The sequence below is a fragment of the Shewanella submarina genome, from assembly GCF_042646185.1.
Lineage (GTDB): Bacteria > Pseudomonadota > Gammaproteobacteria > Enterobacterales > Shewanellaceae > Shewanella > Shewanella corallii.
Window position 1 is genome coordinate 60,081 of record NZ_JBHRTD010000022.1, and the last position, 16,572, is coordinate 76,652.

Genomic DNA, 16,572 nt, shown 5'->3' on the forward strand with positions numbered 1-16,572 from the left:
TGATTAGATAATTCTAATAAGAATCCCAATAGCTTGCCAGTGATTAAGGTTAGCCCGGTTTTCGCATTATAAAGAAACGAAAGTGTGAACTTGGCGCAGGCGTGTTTCGCACCATGGGTTAACATGGGGTGTCAGAATTGGTCTCACTGTGGTGGCAAATGAAATCCGTATTAGTGCTCTATTTTTCCCGTGGCGGTCATACTGCCAAAATCGCTCAGGCAATCGCTGCCCGTATCCGTCATCAGGGACATGAGTGTGATGTGCTGAATATCAATGATGGCACTGAGCCTCAATGGGATAAGTATGACACCTTGGTACTGGGTGCCTGTGTGCTGTATGGCACCTACCACAAGTCAGTATTCGCCTTTGTGCAGAAGTATCAGCAGCAACTTTCCGCTAAGCCAAACAGCTTCTTTTGTGTGAATGTGGTGGCCCGCAAGCCTGAAAAGCGAGTGCTGGAAAACAACAAGTATCTGCAGAAGTTCCTGATGATGTCGCCATGGCAACCTGGCGACCTGAAGATAATCCCCGGTAAGGTGGATTATCCTTCCTGGCCCTGGTACGACAGACTGGCGATTCAGCTGATTATGAAGATGACTGATGGACCAACCGATCCAAAGTCAGTTATCGACTATACCGACTGGCAGGATCTGGATGTTTACGCTGACCACCTGTTGACGTTATAGCATCCGGATAAGATGAAAACGCCCGCATTAGCGGGCGTTTTCGTCTTGTTGGGCGTCGTTCAGTATTTCCAGAAGCCGGGGTGGAACAGCACGGCCACGGTCAGGATTTCAAGCCTGCCAAGCAACATGCCTATCGCCAGTGACCACTTGGCCAGATCGGGGAGTCCTGCAAAGTTACCGGCCGGGCCGATTTCTGGTCCCAGTCCAGGGCCGACATTGGCCACTGCGGTTATGGCTCCGGACAGGCTGGTAACCGGGTCCAGTCCGGTCAATACCAGGATCAGACTCAGGAGCACTATTACCCCGGTCAACAACAGGCTGAAGGTGACGATTGAACGCACGATATCGTCGGTGACGATACGACCGTTGTATCTGTGTCTGGTGACAGCATTGGGATGAAACTGCTGCTTCACCTGCTCTTTCATCACTGACAGAGCGATCTGGAAGCGGAAGATTTTAATCCCGCCTGCGGTAGAGCCTGAGCAGCCTCCCACCAGCATCAAAAACAGGAAGCTGATAAACGCAAAGCCACCCCAGGTTCCATAGTCGGTTAAGCCATAGCCCGTGGTTGTGACCACAGACACCACGTTAAAGCTGGTGAGGCGAATAGCGTCGGCAAAGGCAATATCCCGGGTCAGCCACATCCAGACCCCAAGGGTGACGGACACTATGATAAGAAATACCAGATAGCCTTTAACCTGCTGGTCGCCCCAGACTTTCATCGAGCGTCTTTGCAGGCACTGCATAAACAATAATAGTGGCAGGCCGCCCGCGGCCATAAACAGGGTACCAACCCACTGGGCGCTGTCACTGAAATTGGACATGGATTTGTCTGAAGTAGAGTAACCGCCGGTGGAAAGAGTAGTCATGGCATGGTTAATGGCATCAAACCATTGCATACCGGCAAAGTGATAGGCAACACCACACATTACGGTCAGTAGCAGGTATACCAAAAACAGGTCTTTGGCCATGCTGCGGGTGCGGGGCACAGCCTTGTCGCCCCAATCAGAACTCTCGGTGCGGAACAGCTTCATACCACCCACATTAAGAAACGGCAGAATGGCCACCGCCATTACAATGAAGCCGATCCCTCCCAGCCACTGCAGTAATGATCGCCACATCAATATACTGTGATCCATCTTATCCAGCCCGGACAGCACAGTAGAACCTGTGGTCGTGACCCCCGACATGGTCTCAAAGAAGGCATCCGTGTAGTTTATGCCGTGGTAAAGGGTGAAGGGCATGGCCGCAAACAGACTGACAATCAGCCAGGTCAGGCTGGTGAGCAGAAACATATCGCGGATATTCAGGGTAAGATCCTGATGTTTGCCGCTGCGCATACAGATGCTGGCAACGGTTCCGGTCAGCAGCGCTGATACCATAAAGGCGCCTGCAGTCTCTTCGCCGTAGTACAGGGCGAATATCAGGGGCAGGCACATAAAGCCTGCCATCATGGACAACAGCAGGCCAAGCAGGAAAAGCAAAGGTTTTATGTTGAGCATAATTAAGCCCTGGGGCTGACTCAGAAGAAGAAGGCACTCGGCTGGAACAATTTCTCCACTTCACCGATAAACTTCTTGTTGACCAGAAACAGAATCACATGGTCCCCCTGTTCGATCACAGTCTTATCGTGCGCCATCAGTACTTCATCATCACGAACGATTGCACCTATGGTGGTGCCCGGCGGCAACTTGATGTCCTCAACCGCTTTACCCACCACTTTCGAGGTGCCAGGGTCGCCATGGGCAATCGCCTCAATGGCTTCGGCTGCGCCGCGGCGCAGTGAGTACACGTTACAGATATCGCCCTGACGAATATGGGTCAGCAGAGCAGAAATCGTGGCCTGCTGGGGCGAGATTGCGATGTCGATATTGGCTTCCTGAACAATATCCACATAGGCTTCACGCTGAATAAGCACCATCACTTTTTTGGCGCCCATGCGCTTGGCCAGCAGGGCAGACATGATGTTGGCTTCGTCGTCGTTGGTTACTGCGATAAACACATCGGTTTGGTCGATATGTTCTTCAACCAGCAACTCCTGATCTGATGCATCACCACAAAATACCGTGGTGTTTTCCAGTCTTTCGGAGAGCATTTCTGCCTGCTCCTGGCGACGTTCGATCAGCTTGACCGAATGATTACGCTCCAGCTTTTTCGCCAGACCAAAACCGATATTACCGCCACCGGCAATCATAATATTGCGGTAGGAGTTATCCAGTTTCTGCATCTCACTCATGACAGCACGGATATGGCGGCTGTCGGCCACAAAGAAGACTTCATCGTCAGCTTCGATGATGGTGGTTCCCCGGGGCATAATAGGACGTCCCTGACGGAAAATTGCCGCCACCCGGGTATCAATATTGGGCATATGCTCCCGCAGTGTTGCCAGCGCATTGCCCACCAGGGGGCCACCATAATAGGCGCGTACCGCTACCAGGCTGAGACGGCCTTCGGCAAACTCAAGTACCTGCAAGGCGCCCGGATACTCTACCAATCGTTGTATGTAAGCGGTCACTAACTGTTCGGGTGCGATCAGCTCATCAATAATGAAACCACCACGGATTTTATTCTCGCTGTTTTTGGTTTCGCTGTTGATAAAGAGTTTGTCGCGCAGGCTGAGGTAGGGCTCGGAGCGAATACGGGCAATCTTGGTCGGAGTACCATACAGAGAGTAAGCAATCTGGCAGGCAGCCATATTACATTCATCACTGTTGGTTACGGCGATCAGCATATCAGCATCTTCTGCACCGGCTTCCTTGAGGATATCCGGGTGAGCGCCATGACCTGTGACCACACGTAAATCAAATTTGTCCTGCAGCGACTGCAATCTGGCTCGGTTGGTATCAACCAGGGTGATATCGTTATTCTCACCCACCAGATTTTCGGCCAGCGTTCCGCCAACCTGTCCTGCACCCAAAATGATAATCTTCATTCAATTGCCCGTTTGATCTTTTACCAAAGGCAAATTGCCCTTGGTTCTGCGCCAGCTGTTAAGCCTGTTTGCGCAGGCGTGCGTAATAAAAACCATCCATCTGCTGTTGGCCAGGCAGAATCTGCCAGCCTGTTTCCCCGGCCGCCGATTGAGGCAGCGTGTCTAGGGTAGCATCGGCGGTTCTGGCAAGGAAAGCATTGATCTGGTCACGGTTTTCCTGCGGCATGATGGAACAGGTCGCGTACAGCAAAGTACCGCCGGGCTTCAGCCACTGCCAGCAGTGGTCCAGTATCTTGCTCTGCAGCGCTGCCAGTTCCTCAATATCTTTGGCCTTTCTCAACCATTTGATATCCGGGTGACGACGAATGACGCCTGTTGCTGAGCAGGGCGCATCCAGCAAAATACGGTCGAATTTATCGCCCTGCCACCAGGAGTCGATATCAGATGCATCGCCGTGAATCACTTCTGCATTCAGGTTCAGACGGGTGAGGTTTTCCTTTACCCGCTTCAGGCGTTTGTCATCAAAGTCCACGGCTACCAAGGAGGCCTTTGGGGCGAGTTCCAGAATATGACAGGTTTTGCCACCGGGTGCCGCACAGGCATCCAGCAATTGCTCACCATCCTGAGGCTCCAACAGGGTCGCCGCCCATTGGGCTGCGCCATCCTGCACTGAGGCATGACCTTCGAAGAAGCCCGGCAGTTGGGCGACATCGGTAGGGGACTCCAGCAGGATAGATTGAGGTGATTGACCGGCACTTGCCGCGACCTCTGCCTGCTCCAGCAATGCCAGATACTCGTCCCGGCTCTGACGCAGAGCGTTGTTGCGCAACCACATTGGCGGGCGCTGGTGGGATTGTTCAATAATCTCCTGCCAGTTGTCCGGATAGGCGGTTTTCAGTGACTTAACAATCCAGCCGGGCATGTTGAACCTGAGCGTATCATTGTCTTCCGCAAGGGGAGCCTGATTGCGCTGAATGTTGCGCAGCACGCCGTTGACCACCTTAACCAGATTTTCAAACCCCAGCTGACGGCAGGCTTCAGCCGTTTCTGAAATCGCTGCGTGGGCTGGAATCCGGGTGAAGTAAAGCTGGTAGCAACCAACCAACAACAGCTGGTGGACAATGCGTTGCTTGCCCTTAAGTGGCTTACTCAGGCAATCGCTGATCTGTTTATCCAGCTGAGGCAAGTGACGCATTACGCCGTAGCAGATCTCCGCCAGCAAACCTTTATCTTTGCCATTGGCGACCCGGGTTTGCTGCTCCGGCAGTGCCACTGACAGTGACACGCCGCGCTCCAGAACGTCATAGACGGCTTTGGCCGCCAGTGCTCGAATATTCATTGATTACTCTGCTTGTGGACCGGCCAATACAGTTCCCGGGGTAAACCATTCACCGCGGGCATTGAGGATATCGGCAACGGCCAGAGGTTTCTTGCCTGGCAATTGCATCATGTTAAGTACCAGAATACCTTCGCCTGTGGCGATCTCCAGCCCTTGCTTACCGGCAGCAACAATAGTGCCCGGCGCTGCATTCGCTGGTTCGGCTTTCACGCTTGCCTGCTGAACTTTAATGGTGTTGCCTTCGTGATCGAAGTGGCTGATTGGCCATGGATTAAAGGCACGGATTTCACGCCACAGATTCACTGCAGGCTTGCTCCAGTCCAGGCGGGCTTCCTCTTTGCTCAGCTTCTCAGCATAGTTAGCCAGGGACTCATCCTGCTTTTCCGGTGGCAAGGTCCCGACAGCCAAACCATCCAGGGCTTCCAGCAGAGCTTCAGGCCCCTGGGCTGCCAGCTTTTCATACAGGCTGGCGGAGGTATCTTCATCTTCAATTTTCAGCTGAGTCTTGAGCAGCATATCACCGGTATCCAGACCGACATCCATCTGCATAATGGTGACACCGGTTTCTTCATCACCGGCCCACAGCGCGCGCTGAATCGGCGCGGCACCGCGCCAGCGGGGCAGAATGGAACCATGGACATTAATACAGCCCAGCTTTGGCATATCCAGCACCACTTTGGGCAGGATAAGGCCGTAGGCCACAACCACCATCAGGTCGGCGTTCAGTGCGGCCAGTTCCTGCTGCGCTTCTTCATTACGCAGAGATGCGGGTTGATAAACAGGGATATCATGTTCCAGCGCCAGTGACTTCACCGGGCTTGGAGTCAGCTTCTTACCGCGGCCTGCAGGACGGTCCGGTTGGGTATAGACACCAATAATATTGTGGTGAGAACCAATCAGAGCCTGGAGGTGGCGAGCGGCGAAATCCGGCGTACCGGCAAAGATGATGTTTAATGGTTTCAAGTGAGATCCTGTGTATCAGTTGGCTTTGGCTTGCTGGCGCGCGGCTTTTTCCATTTTCTGGCGAATGCGCTGGCGTTTGAGTGGCGACAGATAGTCCACAAACAGCTTGCCTTTAAGGTGGTCCATCTCGTGTTGAATACAGATAGCAAACAAGCCATCGGCCTCAACGGAGAACTCGTTGCCGTGACGGTCCAGCGCTTTTACTGTTACCTGCTCGCAACGGTCTACCTTGGCAAACACGCCCGGCACAGACAGACAACCTTCTTCATTACAGAAGTCGCCGCTGGAGGCGATAATTTCAGGGTTGATAAAGACCTTGGGTCTTTCAACCTCATCCTGCAGGTCCATCACTATCAGCTGTTGATGAAAGTTGACCTGAGTGGCTGCCAGACCAATGCCTTTCTCTTCATACATGGTTTCAAACATGTCATCGATTTGAGTTTGCAGTGTGTCACCAAAGTCGGTGACCGGCTTGGCGAGGGTACGCAATCTTTCATCTGGGAAACATAGTACTTGGAGTAAAGCCATAGTTAGTTAAACTCTTAACAAGTCTGTCAAAATTAAACCAGTTGGTTATACTGGCCTGTGTGGTTGGATTAATTTTAATCCCAAGCGGCATTCATTGACAGCAAAAGCTCAACGAAGAGTTAATCATCATGGACGGTCCGATGAAACGCATATTTTTACCCTTAACGCTGGGGGTGGCTTTGGTAGCCCAGGCCGGAGCAGCGTTGGCTGATGTGATCACTCTGAAACCGGGCCACCCGGATTCCTATGTTGTAAAAAAAGGTGACACCCTTTGGGATATCTCAGCTCATTTTCTTAATGATCCCTGGCGTTGGCCCAGCCTATGGGGCAATAACCCACAAATCGCCAACCCTCATCTTATCTATCCCGGAGACAGACTGAGTCTGGTCTTTGTTGATGGCCAGCCTAGACTGGTGCGAAAGCCTGTTGTCCGCAAATCCCCGGAAGGACGCATCCAGACTAAAGGTGATGCAGTCCCTGCAATTGATTTGGCGTTGATTCAGCCTTATTTGATTCAGAATCGGGTTGTGGATGCCGACTGGTTTGAGGAGCAACCATTGGTATTGGGGGGAGAGACTCAATCCCGCCATCATATTGTTGGCCAGACCGTCTATGTTGATGGCGTGCTGCCTGTTGGTCAGAAGGTCGGTTTTTACAGCGAAGGCCGCGATTTCAGTCGTCATGAAAGTGGTGAAGATCTCGGACAGGAAGTGATACTGACTTCAACCGGGCAGGTGACAGCCAGCGGCGACGTTTCTTCAGTAAAACTGATGTCCAGTTTCCGCGAAACCAAGGCGGGTGACCGTATGTTGGTGCTGGACGATACTTCACTGCTGCCCGTGTACTTTATGCCAAAGGCGGCAGAGGTGACGGAACCTGCCTATGTTCTGGCGTCGGGTATCGATGTGCGGGAGATGGGTAAGCTGGATGTGGTGTATATCGACCGGGGGCAACGCGATGGTGTGACCCCGGGTGATGTGTTTGCCATCGTTCGCGAGGGCGATGAAGTGGTATTGGGCCACAACGGTGTGCCAATCCCTTCTACCGATCGTTCCACCTATGACAGATTAATGTCGAATATTTCTGATTCCCGTACTTACAAGCTACCTGGCAACTATCATGGCAACTTGATGGTGTTTAAGGTGTTCGATAACACCAGCCTGGGCTTGATTATGGTGAATGAAAGGTCGGTCCGGGTAAATGACCGTCTGGAAACTCCACAACCTCCACTATTGGGAGAGTAATACTGTCTGACCAGCTGCTCGATTGGCTGGCAGTTGCTGCAGTATCCGGTATCGGGCCAGCCGGAATACAACGCCAACTGGAAAATATGACGCTGTCTGAACTCAGGCAGCGTCTCGAATTCGAGCCCCTTTCCCTTGATGGTGTTTCGCACCGACAAATCTCAATGCAACCTCAACTGGTTGAAGCAGCATTAGCCTGGCAGGATGCCGCCGATGATCACGCCATTATCTGCCTCGATGATCCTGCTTACCCGCCGCTATTGAAAACCATTTACGACCCTCCCTGTGTATTGTTTGCCAAAGGACGCAGTGAACTGCTTACCGTACCTGGGGTTGCTGTAGTTGGTAGCCGCAGTGCATCCCATGCCGGTCTGCAAATCAGCCGTCAGTTGAGCCGTGATATGGCGACTCAAGGGGTGATGATATGCAGTGGCATGGCATCAGGAATAGATACCGCGGCCCATTTGGGGGCACTGGATGCCGGCGGCGCCACTGTGGCTGTGTTGGGCACCGGCGTTGATGAGTGTTATCCCAGGCGCAATCGCAATTTATATGGAGATATACGCCAGCAAGGGTGTTTGCTCAGTGAATTCTGGCCTGATACCAAGCCCTATGCCGGTAACTTTCCAAAGCGAAACCGGATAATCAGTGGTATCAGCATGGGGACCCTGGTGGTGGAGGCCAGAGTCAAGAGCGGCTCTCTTATTACGGCAAGGTTGGCAGCAGAGCAGGGGCGGGAAGTTTTCGCCGTGCCTGGCGGAATTTTAGGCGGTCAGAGTGAAGGTTGTCATGAATTGCTTAAAAAAGGTGCCAAACTTGTGGAGAATGCGGTCGATATAACAGAGGAAATCTCTGCTGTTTGCAGTTCACACCTTGAAGGTTTGGGATTGAGTCTCCATATCAGCAAACCAAATAGCTGTGAGTTGCCAATTCCGTCTTTGTTGTCTAGTGTCAAATATGAGGTGACATCATTAGACGAGGTGGTTGAACATAGCGGAAAAACGATAGATCACGTGTTGGAACAAATACTTGAACTTGAGTTACAGGGCTGGGTTGCTGCGGTGCCCGGAGGTTACGTCAGACTAAAGAGGAACTAGCCATGTTCGACATTCTCATGTATCTGTTTGAAAACTATGTGCACAGTGAAATGGAAATGATGGTGGACGAGGACGAGTTAACCAAGGAGTTAACCCGGGCTGGCTTTCATCAGTCAGAAATTCTTAAAGCATTGTCCTGGCTGGAACACCTCGCTGAGCTGCAGGAAAGTGACAAACCTTATCTGCGTAATCACGATCAAACCTCTTTCCGCATCTATACAGAAGAAGAGATGGCCAAGCTGGATGTGGAGTGCAGGGGCTTTTTGATGTTCCTCGAACATATTCAGGTGCTGAGCGTGATAACCCGTGAAATGGTGATTGACCGTGTGATGGAGTTGGATGAATCCACTCTGGTGCTGGATGATCTGAAGTGGGTGATTCTGATGGTACTGTTCAATGCCCCAGGCAATGAGTCTGCTTATGCGCAGATGGAAGACCTGGTGTTTGAGCAGCCTGATGGCATGCTGCACTCGTAACCGAATAAGTATTGAATAGAAAAGGAGGCCTGGAGCCTCCTTTTTTGATGTCCGATCCATACTGTCTAAGGATTAGAAGTGCTGATGCAGCCCCTTGGTTTGCAGATGTTCCGGCTGCAGATAGTCGCGATAGGCGTAGCGATTAATCTTGTTAATCTTACGCTCGGCTTGCTCTTCCGCTCTGGCGTCTGATGCCAGATCTTTCATCCATTGTTGAAATTCTGAATCCAATTTAGCCATTTCATTGAGTTTGCTCATGTATCCGTCGAAATAGTCCGACTTCAGGTAACCGGCGGCCTGTTGCATATCTTGCTTGTAGTGCTCCGACAGGAAGCGAATTGCCAGGTAGCTCCAGCGGTAGGTGTGGTCCACTCCGTCCTTGTATTCGGTAGCAAATATCCGCTCCAAAGAAGGCGTGCTCTCAATTTCTTCAGTCAACATCTTGATGGTTCTGGCGTTGTCATTGCCTTTGGCTATGTACTCAGCCATCCCTTCAGCCCACCACACCAGATGGGATGGAAAATGCTGGAACCCCGCATACTTGATATAACGACCATCCAGATAGTGCACATACTCATGGTTCAGGTTCCAGATGGCGAAATCGTCTATCCAGAACTGGCGGAAGGCGAAGAAGCTGGCCTGATTGTCGGGATTCTGTGGTGTGCCCTCAATATACATGCCGCCATTGTCTGTGCTGATGTCGTACAGCAGTTGGCCATAGGCGTTATATTGGGTCCAGTTGGAGAAGGTTACTACCTGCAATGCATCATTATGGTCGTTGGGAACCGGCTTTTTACCTGTGGCAAACAGGGCGTGGAAGTCATCTTCCTGTGAAGTCAGTTTGGTGCAGCTGATCGTCAGCTCTTCCGGGGTAAGATCCTGATGGCGGATGAACAGTGACTCTGAGCAGTGATGGACATTGGGCAGTACTTCATTCACTTCCGGGATATGGCAGATATCTGACTGCTGCTGACATAGCTCTTTCTTGCCGAAGATATTGACGTGATAGCCCAGGGTGTAGCTTTGTTTGGCGTCTTCACCTCTTTGCAGCAAGTCTTTGCGGGCGACAGCGGCGGCCAGTTGGTCTACCTGTGTTTCTGCTTCCGGCTCACTGGTTGGCAGTGCCAGACGATACATAGCCAGTGCCCAGTAGCCGTTATCCAGTCGCCAGTTTGTAGACTTCTGAGAGACTTGAGACTCGGTAAATTCTGCCAGAGCCTCAAACACCTCTTCATCTGTTACTACTTCGGCAAAGTCAGAATCCATATGGTCATGACTCAAATGCAGTAGAAAGCCATAGGCCCTCAGCGTCTCCCACAGGGCATAGTCGGAAGCGGTGGATGACTGCATTGTGTTGAGCTGCACCAGTTGGTGATGGAGCTGTGGCAGCAGCTCTTCAACCTGGTCAGGTGTTTTCTCATTGAAGAAACGATACAGGGTAACGGCGAAATGTTCCTGCAACCGGGGAGTTTGTGGCAGATCTGACAGACTCTTTGCCAGACGTTCCAAATCAGCTTCGCTCAGGCCTTTGATATCACCGTAATAACTGAACGCCCGCAGATAATAGAGCAGCTTGTCCAGCGACTGTGGGTCTCGGGTCTGGCTCAGCTTGTATATAGTGTCTCTTGCCGTCAGCAGGTCAAACTGAACGCCATCGTCAAAGTACTCCTGAGCGTCTTGTTGGAGCAGGGTATCTGCTTTGGGGGTGGGGCGCTCCGGCAGGCTCAAGTGGCTGCAGCCGGTTACTCCGGCAAGCGTCATTGCCAGCAGCAAAGAATTCAGTTTCATGGTTACTCCCTAACCTTATTTTTATACTTTGTATACAATATATCTAAATTTGAATAGGAGTCATACGGAATTTTGTCATCGCCCCGGTTGTTCGAATTCCACCCAGGGAGCTGGCTTGGTAGAATGCCGCTATATAAACGCAGGAAACCACCATGTCCAAGATTGATGAACAACTTTTCAGTGCCCATGAACACGCGCTGGAAAAAGAATATGAGCTCTGCCCCAAGTGTGGCAGTGAGCTGTCCGTCCGTCATTCCAAACACGGTGGCTTTGTGGGGTGCAACAGCTATCCAGCTTGTGATTACACTCGCCCCCTGGTTCAGCATGAGAACATTGAAACTCAGATTATCGAAGGCTCACAGTGCCCTGAATGTGGCAATGAATTAGCGGTTAAATCCGGTCGTTTCGGTATCTTTATTGGCTGCACCAACTATCCGACCTGTCACCATATTGAAAAGCCCACTCAGGATGAGGGACACGCAATAAATTGTCCTGTGTGTGGTAAAGGCCATATGGAGCAAAGAACCAGTCGTTATGGCAAATCCTTCTACGCCTGCAATACCTATCCCAAGTGCAAGTTTTTAGTGAACTATCCACCTGTGGCTGAGCAGTGCCCTGATTGTGGCTTCGGTATTCTGGTGGAGCGTAAAACCGCCTCCGGAAAACGTCTCGAGTGCCCTCAAAAACAGTGTAAGTACAAACGAGCACTGTAACCCATACTCGATTCCCTCAATCGTCTGATTTGATTTGTGATCTTACTCATAAAATTTGGCGCCGGTTTGCTCGTACAGGTATAATTCTGCGCGACCGGGATGGGGCGGTCACACTTTTATCAAAAGATATGTGTTCAACAATTATCGACACACAGGTGAATTCATGATGTTGCAGTTGCACCCATCAGAAGCTGAACAGCTGGTTAAGCAGGGTGGGGTTATCGCCTACCCAACAGAAGCCGTTTTTGGTCTGGGTTGTGACCCGGATAACGACGAAGCGATAGGTAAGCTCCTGGCCATCAAGCAAAGGCCCTGGGAAAAAGGTTTGATCCTGGTGGCTGCTGATCTTGAGCAACTAAGACCCTATGTAGACTTCAGTCAGCTAACGGCTGAGCAGCTGCAACAGGCAGAGGCCAAATGGCCCGGTCCATTCACCTTTGTTATGCCAACATTTGCATCGACTTCCACCATGCTAAGGGGCAGGTTTGACTCCATTGCGGTCAGAGTTTCCGCCCACCCTGTGGTGCGGGAGCTGTGCCAGACGTTGGGGAAGCCGTTGGTCTCTACCAGCGCCAACTTAGCCGGCGAAGAACCGGCTTTGGATGGTGATACTATTCTGGCAGATTTCAGTGGACAGGTTGATGGGCTGATCCTCGGAGAATTGGGGGAGCAGCGTCAGCCATCCACCATTATCGATGCCATCAGCGGACAAGTTTTAAGACAAGGATAAGCGTTATGGGAATGCCTGACAGTAGCAAGGTGAAAGCCTTTTTAATCGCCCTTCAGCAGCAAATTTGCGAGGGGTTGGAAAAACTGGATGGTCAGGCAAACTTTGTCGCTGACTCCTGGGAGCGTGCCGAAGGAGGCGGAGGGACAAGCCGGGTTCTGCGTGATGGCGCTGTGTTTGAGCAGGCCGGGGTTAACTTTTCCCATGTCTCCGGAGCTAAAATGCCGGCTTCTGCCACGGCGCACCGCCCTGAGTTGGCTGGCCGTAGCTTTGAAGCCATGGGCGTTTCTTTAGTTATTCACCCACGTAATCCCTACATTCCCACTACTCACGCCAATGTGCGTTTCTTTATCGCCCGTAAAGAGGGAGAAGACCCGGTTTGGTGGTTTGGCGGTGGATTTGATCTGACCCCCTACTACCCATTCCGTGAGGATGTGGTGCAATGGCACGAAACCGCCAGAGATATCTGCCAGCCATTCGGCGAAGAGGTTTATCCCAGATATAAAAAGTGGTGTGATGAGTATTTCTTCCTGCCACACAGAGGGGAGACCCGTGGCGTGGGCGGCCTCTTCTTTGATGACCTCAACCACTGGGAGTTTGAGCGCAGCTTCGACTTTATGAAGTCAGTGGGAGAAGGCTTTCTAAACGCTTATGCGCCTATCGTTGAACGTCGTAAAGATACTGCCTATGGCGAACGTGAACGTGAGTTCCAACTCTACCGCCGTGGTCGCTATGTTGAGTTCAACCTGGTATACGACAGAGGCACCCTGTTTGGCCTGCAGACTGGTGGGCGAACTGAGTCTATTTTGATGTCTATGCCACCTTTGGTACGTTGGGAATATTGCTATAGCCCTGAAGAGGGCAGCCCAGAGTCTGAACTCTATACTGGCTATCTCAAGCCTCAGGAGTGGTTGGCGTGATAGTGTGCTGCTGCCAGCGACCCTGAGATCAGGTTATACTCCTGTTACTCAAGGGGATGTAATTAAAGCCGGCAATTGCCGGCTTTGTTGTACTAGGGTCTGTTGACCTTTCATGGTTGAATTTTGCTCGAGATAGATGCGCTTTAATCGCGACGCAAGGTATGCCGCCTAGGGATCTAAGCAAATACCTTGCAACAAAGAGTAAAGCGCGTATAGCCGAGCCCTTCGGGCAGCGTTTGTCGTCGCTTTCTACTGCATTAACGCTCATTTATGTAGAACAACTACACCACAATCGCGTTGCTTTGTATAAAACAACGACAAAGAGCTGCAAAAACCATCTTCAAAGGTCAACAGATCCTAGAATTACCAATAGCTTTAAAGCCAGAGTTATTGGTTCCTCATATGGTCTGCCAGCTGTGAAATTGCCTGATAAATTGCCTGCCTGTGCTGAGCTTCTTTAATCTCTTTTTCAATCGCGGCCTTCATACACAGCAACCATTGATCACGCATGCTTTCATCAATAGCAAAGGGCATATGGCGGGCTCGCAGCGCGGGATGTCCATACTTTTGTTGATAAAGCTGAGGGCCTCCGAGCCAGCCGCTGAGGAACTCAAACAACTTCTGCTCAGACTCGGCAATGGGTGCTTTATGGATTGCCAGAAGGGTTTGAGTTGCAGGGTTGGATTGCATCTCCTGATAGAAGCTGCGGGCTACCGCCCTGATCACCTTCTCTCCGCCAATTCTGTCGTAGGCATTGGACTGTTTTGGATCCCTCTCTCCAGTGTCTGTTGCTTCCGGCTTACTGAGTATTGATTTCAACCACTTCATCTTGCTGACTTTCCCTGAATTGAACTGGTGGCAGTCTACTACAGCCTGAGTCGTAAGGGGCAGGAGGGTACAATCAATGTTGTGACTCTATTTACACTTGAGCAGGATTGGCTTGCGCTGGTGGTGGGGGGGAGTAGACTCACTGTGCCTGATGCGCATCAACAGAGTTGAATGTTGAATACTACCGGAAATAAAGGAGTCCATTAGCAAGATGTCTGATAAATACGTGGTTATTGGTAATCCGATTGCTCACAGCAAATCTCCGGCGATTCACAGTCAGTTTGCTGCGCAAACCCGGCAACGGCTTGAATATCAAACCCTGCTGGCACCGACTGATGGTTTTGAACTCAGTGTTCACAACTTTATTGTTGCGGGTGGCAAGGGGGCCAATGTGACTGTGCCATTTAAAGAGCAGGCATTTACCTTGTGCACAGAGTTAAGTGATGACGCGCGACTGGCAGGTGCGGTAAACACCCTGAGTTTTCTCCCGGATGGTCAGATCCGCGGCGACAATACAGATGGACAGGGCCTGGTCGCAGATCTTCTTTCCCATACTTCACTTAAGCATAAGGTAGTGTTACTGATTGGTGCTGGTGGCGCTGCCCGGGGGGCAATTCTGCCTTTGTTGCGGTCGGGTGTTAAGCAGCTGATTATCTCCAATCGAACTTTTGAAAAGGCGCAAACGCTGGCAAAGCAGTTCAAAGACTATGGAAATATCTCTGCGGTGCCCATGGCAGAGCTGGAGTCTGGCTTCGATATCATTATCAATTCGACATCTGCGAGTTTAGCCGGGGATCTGCCTGGTGTGCCTGTCCATATCTTCAGTCCGGATACCCTCTGTTATGACATGATGTATGGTGCAGAGCTGACCGCATTTAACGCCTGGGCTAAGTCTCACGGTGTGGTGAATTGCATTGATGGTCTGGGTATGTTGGTGGGACAGGCTGCTATCAGTTTTGAAATTTGGCGTGGGGTAAAGCCTGACGTCGATATTGTGTTGTCGCAATTGCGACAGGCTTTGGAGGCAAAATGAATCAAAGCGTGTTATTTCCGGATCTGCAAAGTTGGGATGCCGACAAACAGCAGATGGTATTTCCGGTGCAGGTTGAAGGCCGTACTTTGTTTTGTGTCATTGGACTGGAAAAGTTATCTGCAATAACGGGGGTTGCTCAGGTAGATGCTGACAATGTTCTGGATGTTTTCTCTCAGGCTCGCTTTGATATTGAAGATCTGGCTGAACAGAAACTTGAAAGTGAAGAGTTTACTCCCGACGGGCATGTGTTCCTGGGCTGAGCGCTTTGCGAAGAGTTTTAAGTGAATAAACAATAAAGGGAGCACAGGCTCCCTTTACTGGTTTTTAAGCTCAGCGGGTCTCTTCCAAATATTCGTTCTTCAACCTGACATAGTTGTCGGCTGACTGCTTAAGAAAGGTGATTTCCCCTTCTGTTAATGGTCTGGCTTGCTTGGCCGGGCTGCCTACATACAGATAGCCGCTTTCCAATACCTTGTTGGGAGGCACCAGGGCTCCACCGCCCAGCATGACATCATCCTGAATAATTGCGCCGTCCAGTACTATGGCTCCCATACCGACCAGTACCCGGTTACCTATGGTGCAGCCGTGAAGCATTGCCTTATGACCGACAGTGACATCGTCTCCAATGATCAGCGGGTAGCCGGCAGGGTTCTTTTCTGAAGTGCGGGTTACATGCAGTATGCTGCCATCCTGTACATTGGAGCGTTTCCCTATCTTAATAAAGTTCACATCACCGCGCCCGGCGACTAAAGGCCAAATGCTGGCATCTTCAGCCAAATCTATGTCCCCAACCAGCACTGCGCTTTCATCAACATAGACATTTGCTCCGAGTTGAGGAGACTTTCCTTTATAAGAACGAATAGAAGAAGACATCTTGTACCCCTGAATTTGGCATTTTTTGACAGTATAAAGGTTAAAAAATCGCTGGTCAGGGTGAAATTCCAGCAAGCGCGCCAAAAATCGTATTTTTCTTTCAAAACCCCCTTGCGCAATTTCGACGGCTCCCTATAATGCGCCCCCATCGACACGGCAGACGGCGCCAACTGGTTCTTATAGCAACCAAGGTAACGCGGGATGAAGTGAAGACTCACTCACCGGGCTCAAGCCCAGGAGTGGCGCGAAAAGAAGTTGAAAAAACTGCTTGACGCGAAACAAAGGAAGCGTAGAATACGCATCCCTCGGCACTGAAAAAGATTAGTTCCGAATCGCTGAATAAAAGCAGCGAATCGCTCTTTAAAAATTAGACAGACAAGCAAATCTGTGTGGACATTCACAGTAGTTGATGAGGTCGACAAAGA

General features: G+C 51.0%; 17 protein-coding genes. 9 read left to right on the plus strand and 8 right to left on the minus strand.

Annotation, left to right across the window (positions count from 1 at the left end; translation table 11 throughout):
• Positions 1-158 precede the first annotated feature (158 nt).
• On the plus strand, positions 159-686 hold the full coding sequence (hemG, locus tag ACFOE0_RS22700) for a menaquinone-dependent protoporphyrinogen IX dehydrogenase (RefSeq protein ID WP_248937721.1): 528 nt from the start codon (positions 159-161) through the stop codon (positions 684-686).
• Positions 687-745: 59 nt separating this feature from the next.
• Here the strand turns inward: hemG and ACFOE0_RS22705 are convergent, their stop codons facing one another.
• The 5 genes from ACFOE0_RS22705 to def are packed head-to-tail and all read right to left on the minus strand — an operon-like array spanning position 746 to position 6,448.
• Entirely contained in the window at positions 746-2,188 is a 1,443-nt protein-coding gene (locus ACFOE0_RS22705; RefSeq protein WP_248937720.1) for a TrkH family potassium uptake protein, read from the minus strand.
• A gap of 20 nt (positions 2,189-2,208) precedes the next feature.
• The gene (gene trkA, locus ACFOE0_RS22710) at positions 2,209-3,618 is read right to left on the minus strand and encodes a Trk system potassium transporter TrkA (protein ID WP_115139161.1); all 1,410 of its coding nucleotides are present in this window, start codon (positions 3,616-3,618) and stop codon (positions 2,209-2,211) included.
• Positions 3,619-3,676: 58 nt separating this feature from the next.
• Positions 3,677-4,957 carry a 16S rRNA (cytosine(967)-C(5))-methyltransferase RsmB gene (rsmB, locus tag ACFOE0_RS22715; RefSeq protein WP_248937719.1) on the minus strand — a complete coding sequence of 427 codons (1,281 nt, stop codon included), beginning with the start codon at positions 4,955-4,957 and terminating at the stop codon, positions 3,677-3,679.
• Positions 4,958-4,960: 3 nt separating this feature from the next.
• The gene (gene fmt, locus ACFOE0_RS22720; protein ID WP_248937718.1) at positions 4,961-5,920 is read right to left on the minus strand and encodes a methionyl-tRNA formyltransferase; all 960 of its coding nucleotides are present in this window, start codon (positions 5,918-5,920) and stop codon (positions 4,961-4,963) included.
• Positions 5,921-5,935: 15 nt separating this feature from the next.
• Positions 5,936-6,448 (minus strand): peptide deformylase, encoded by a 513-nt coding sequence (gene def / locus ACFOE0_RS22725; protein WP_248937717.1) that lies wholly within the window; start codon positions 6,446-6,448, stop codon positions 5,936-5,938.
• A 128-nt stretch (positions 6,449-6,576) separates the two neighbouring features.
• On the opposite strand from def, the gene ACFOE0_RS22730 reads away from it, so the two are divergent.
• The 3 genes from ACFOE0_RS22730 (at position 6,577) to ACFOE0_RS22740 (ending at position 9,265) form a co-directional block, all read left to right on the plus strand.
• Positions 6,577-7,692: a LysM peptidoglycan-binding domain-containing protein gene (locus ACFOE0_RS22730; protein WP_380712856.1), complete on the plus strand. Its 1,116-nt coding sequence runs from the start codon at positions 6,577-6,579 to the stop codon at positions 7,690-7,692.
• Between the two features lie 86 nt (positions 7,693-7,778).
• A complete protein-coding gene (gene dprA, locus ACFOE0_RS22735) occupies positions 7,779-8,789 on the plus strand; it encodes a DNA-processing protein DprA (protein WP_248937715.1) in 1,011 nt (336 codons plus the stop codon).
• Between the two features lie 2 nt (positions 8,790-8,791).
• The gene (locus ACFOE0_RS22740) at positions 8,792-9,265 is read left to right on the plus strand and encodes a DUF494 family protein (RefSeq protein WP_248937714.1); all 474 of its coding nucleotides are present in this window, start codon (positions 8,792-8,794) and stop codon (positions 9,263-9,265) included.
• Positions 9,266-9,337: 72 nt separating this feature from the next.
• Here ACFOE0_RS22740 and ACFOE0_RS22745 read toward each other — a convergent pair whose 3' ends face one another.
• Positions 9,338-11,053: a collagenase gene (locus ACFOE0_RS22745; RefSeq protein ID WP_248937713.1), complete on the minus strand. Its 1,716-nt coding sequence runs from the start codon at positions 11,051-11,053 to the stop codon at positions 9,338-9,340.
• Between the two features lie 152 nt (positions 11,054-11,205).
• On the opposite strand from ACFOE0_RS22745, the gene ACFOE0_RS22750 reads away from it, so the two are divergent.
• The 3 genes from ACFOE0_RS22750 (at position 11,206) to hemF (ending at position 13,413) form a co-directional block, all read left to right on the plus strand.
• Positions 11,206-11,766, plus strand: a complete 561-nt coding sequence (locus tag ACFOE0_RS22750) for a DNA topoisomerase family protein (RefSeq protein ID WP_248937712.1) — start codon at positions 11,206-11,208, stop codon at positions 11,764-11,766.
• Positions 11,767-11,932: 166 nt separating this feature from the next.
• Entirely contained in the window at positions 11,933-12,496 is a 564-nt protein-coding gene (locus ACFOE0_RS22755) for an L-threonylcarbamoyladenylate synthase (RefSeq protein WP_248937761.1), read from the plus strand.
• A gap of 5 nt (positions 12,497-12,501) precedes the next feature.
• Positions 12,502-13,413 carry an oxygen-dependent coproporphyrinogen oxidase gene (gene hemF / locus ACFOE0_RS22760; RefSeq protein WP_248937711.1) on the plus strand — a complete coding sequence of 304 codons (912 nt, stop codon included), beginning with the start codon at positions 12,502-12,504 and terminating at the stop codon, positions 13,411-13,413.
• Positions 13,414-13,800: 387 nt separating this feature from the next.
• Here the strand turns inward: hemF and ACFOE0_RS22765 are convergent, their stop codons facing one another.
• A complete protein-coding gene (locus tag ACFOE0_RS22765; protein WP_248937710.1) occupies positions 13,801-14,241 on the minus strand; it encodes a group II truncated hemoglobin in 441 nt (146 codons plus the stop codon).
• 211 nt (positions 14,242-14,452) lie between these two features.
• On the opposite strand from ACFOE0_RS22765, the gene aroE reads away from it, so the two are divergent.
• Both aroE and ACFOE0_RS22775 read left to right on the plus strand, forming a co-directional pair.
• Positions 14,453-15,274: a shikimate dehydrogenase gene (aroE, locus tag ACFOE0_RS22770; RefSeq protein WP_248937709.1), complete on the plus strand. Its 822-nt coding sequence runs from the start codon at positions 14,453-14,455 to the stop codon at positions 15,272-15,274.
• Positions 15,271-15,534 carry a DUF1488 family protein gene (locus ACFOE0_RS22775; RefSeq protein ID WP_115139172.1) on the plus strand — a complete coding sequence of 88 codons (264 nt, stop codon included), beginning with the start codon at positions 15,271-15,273 and terminating at the stop codon, positions 15,532-15,534. The genes aroE and ACFOE0_RS22775 overlap by 4 nt, the downstream gene beginning before the upstream one ends.
• 70 nt (positions 15,535-15,604) lie before the next feature.
• Here the strand turns inward: ACFOE0_RS22775 and ACFOE0_RS22780 are convergent, their stop codons facing one another.
• A complete protein-coding gene (locus tag ACFOE0_RS22780) occupies positions 15,605-16,147 on the minus strand; it encodes a gamma carbonic anhydrase family protein (protein ID WP_115139173.1) in 543 nt (180 codons plus the stop codon).
• Between the last annotated feature and the right edge of the window lie 425 nt (positions 16,148-16,572).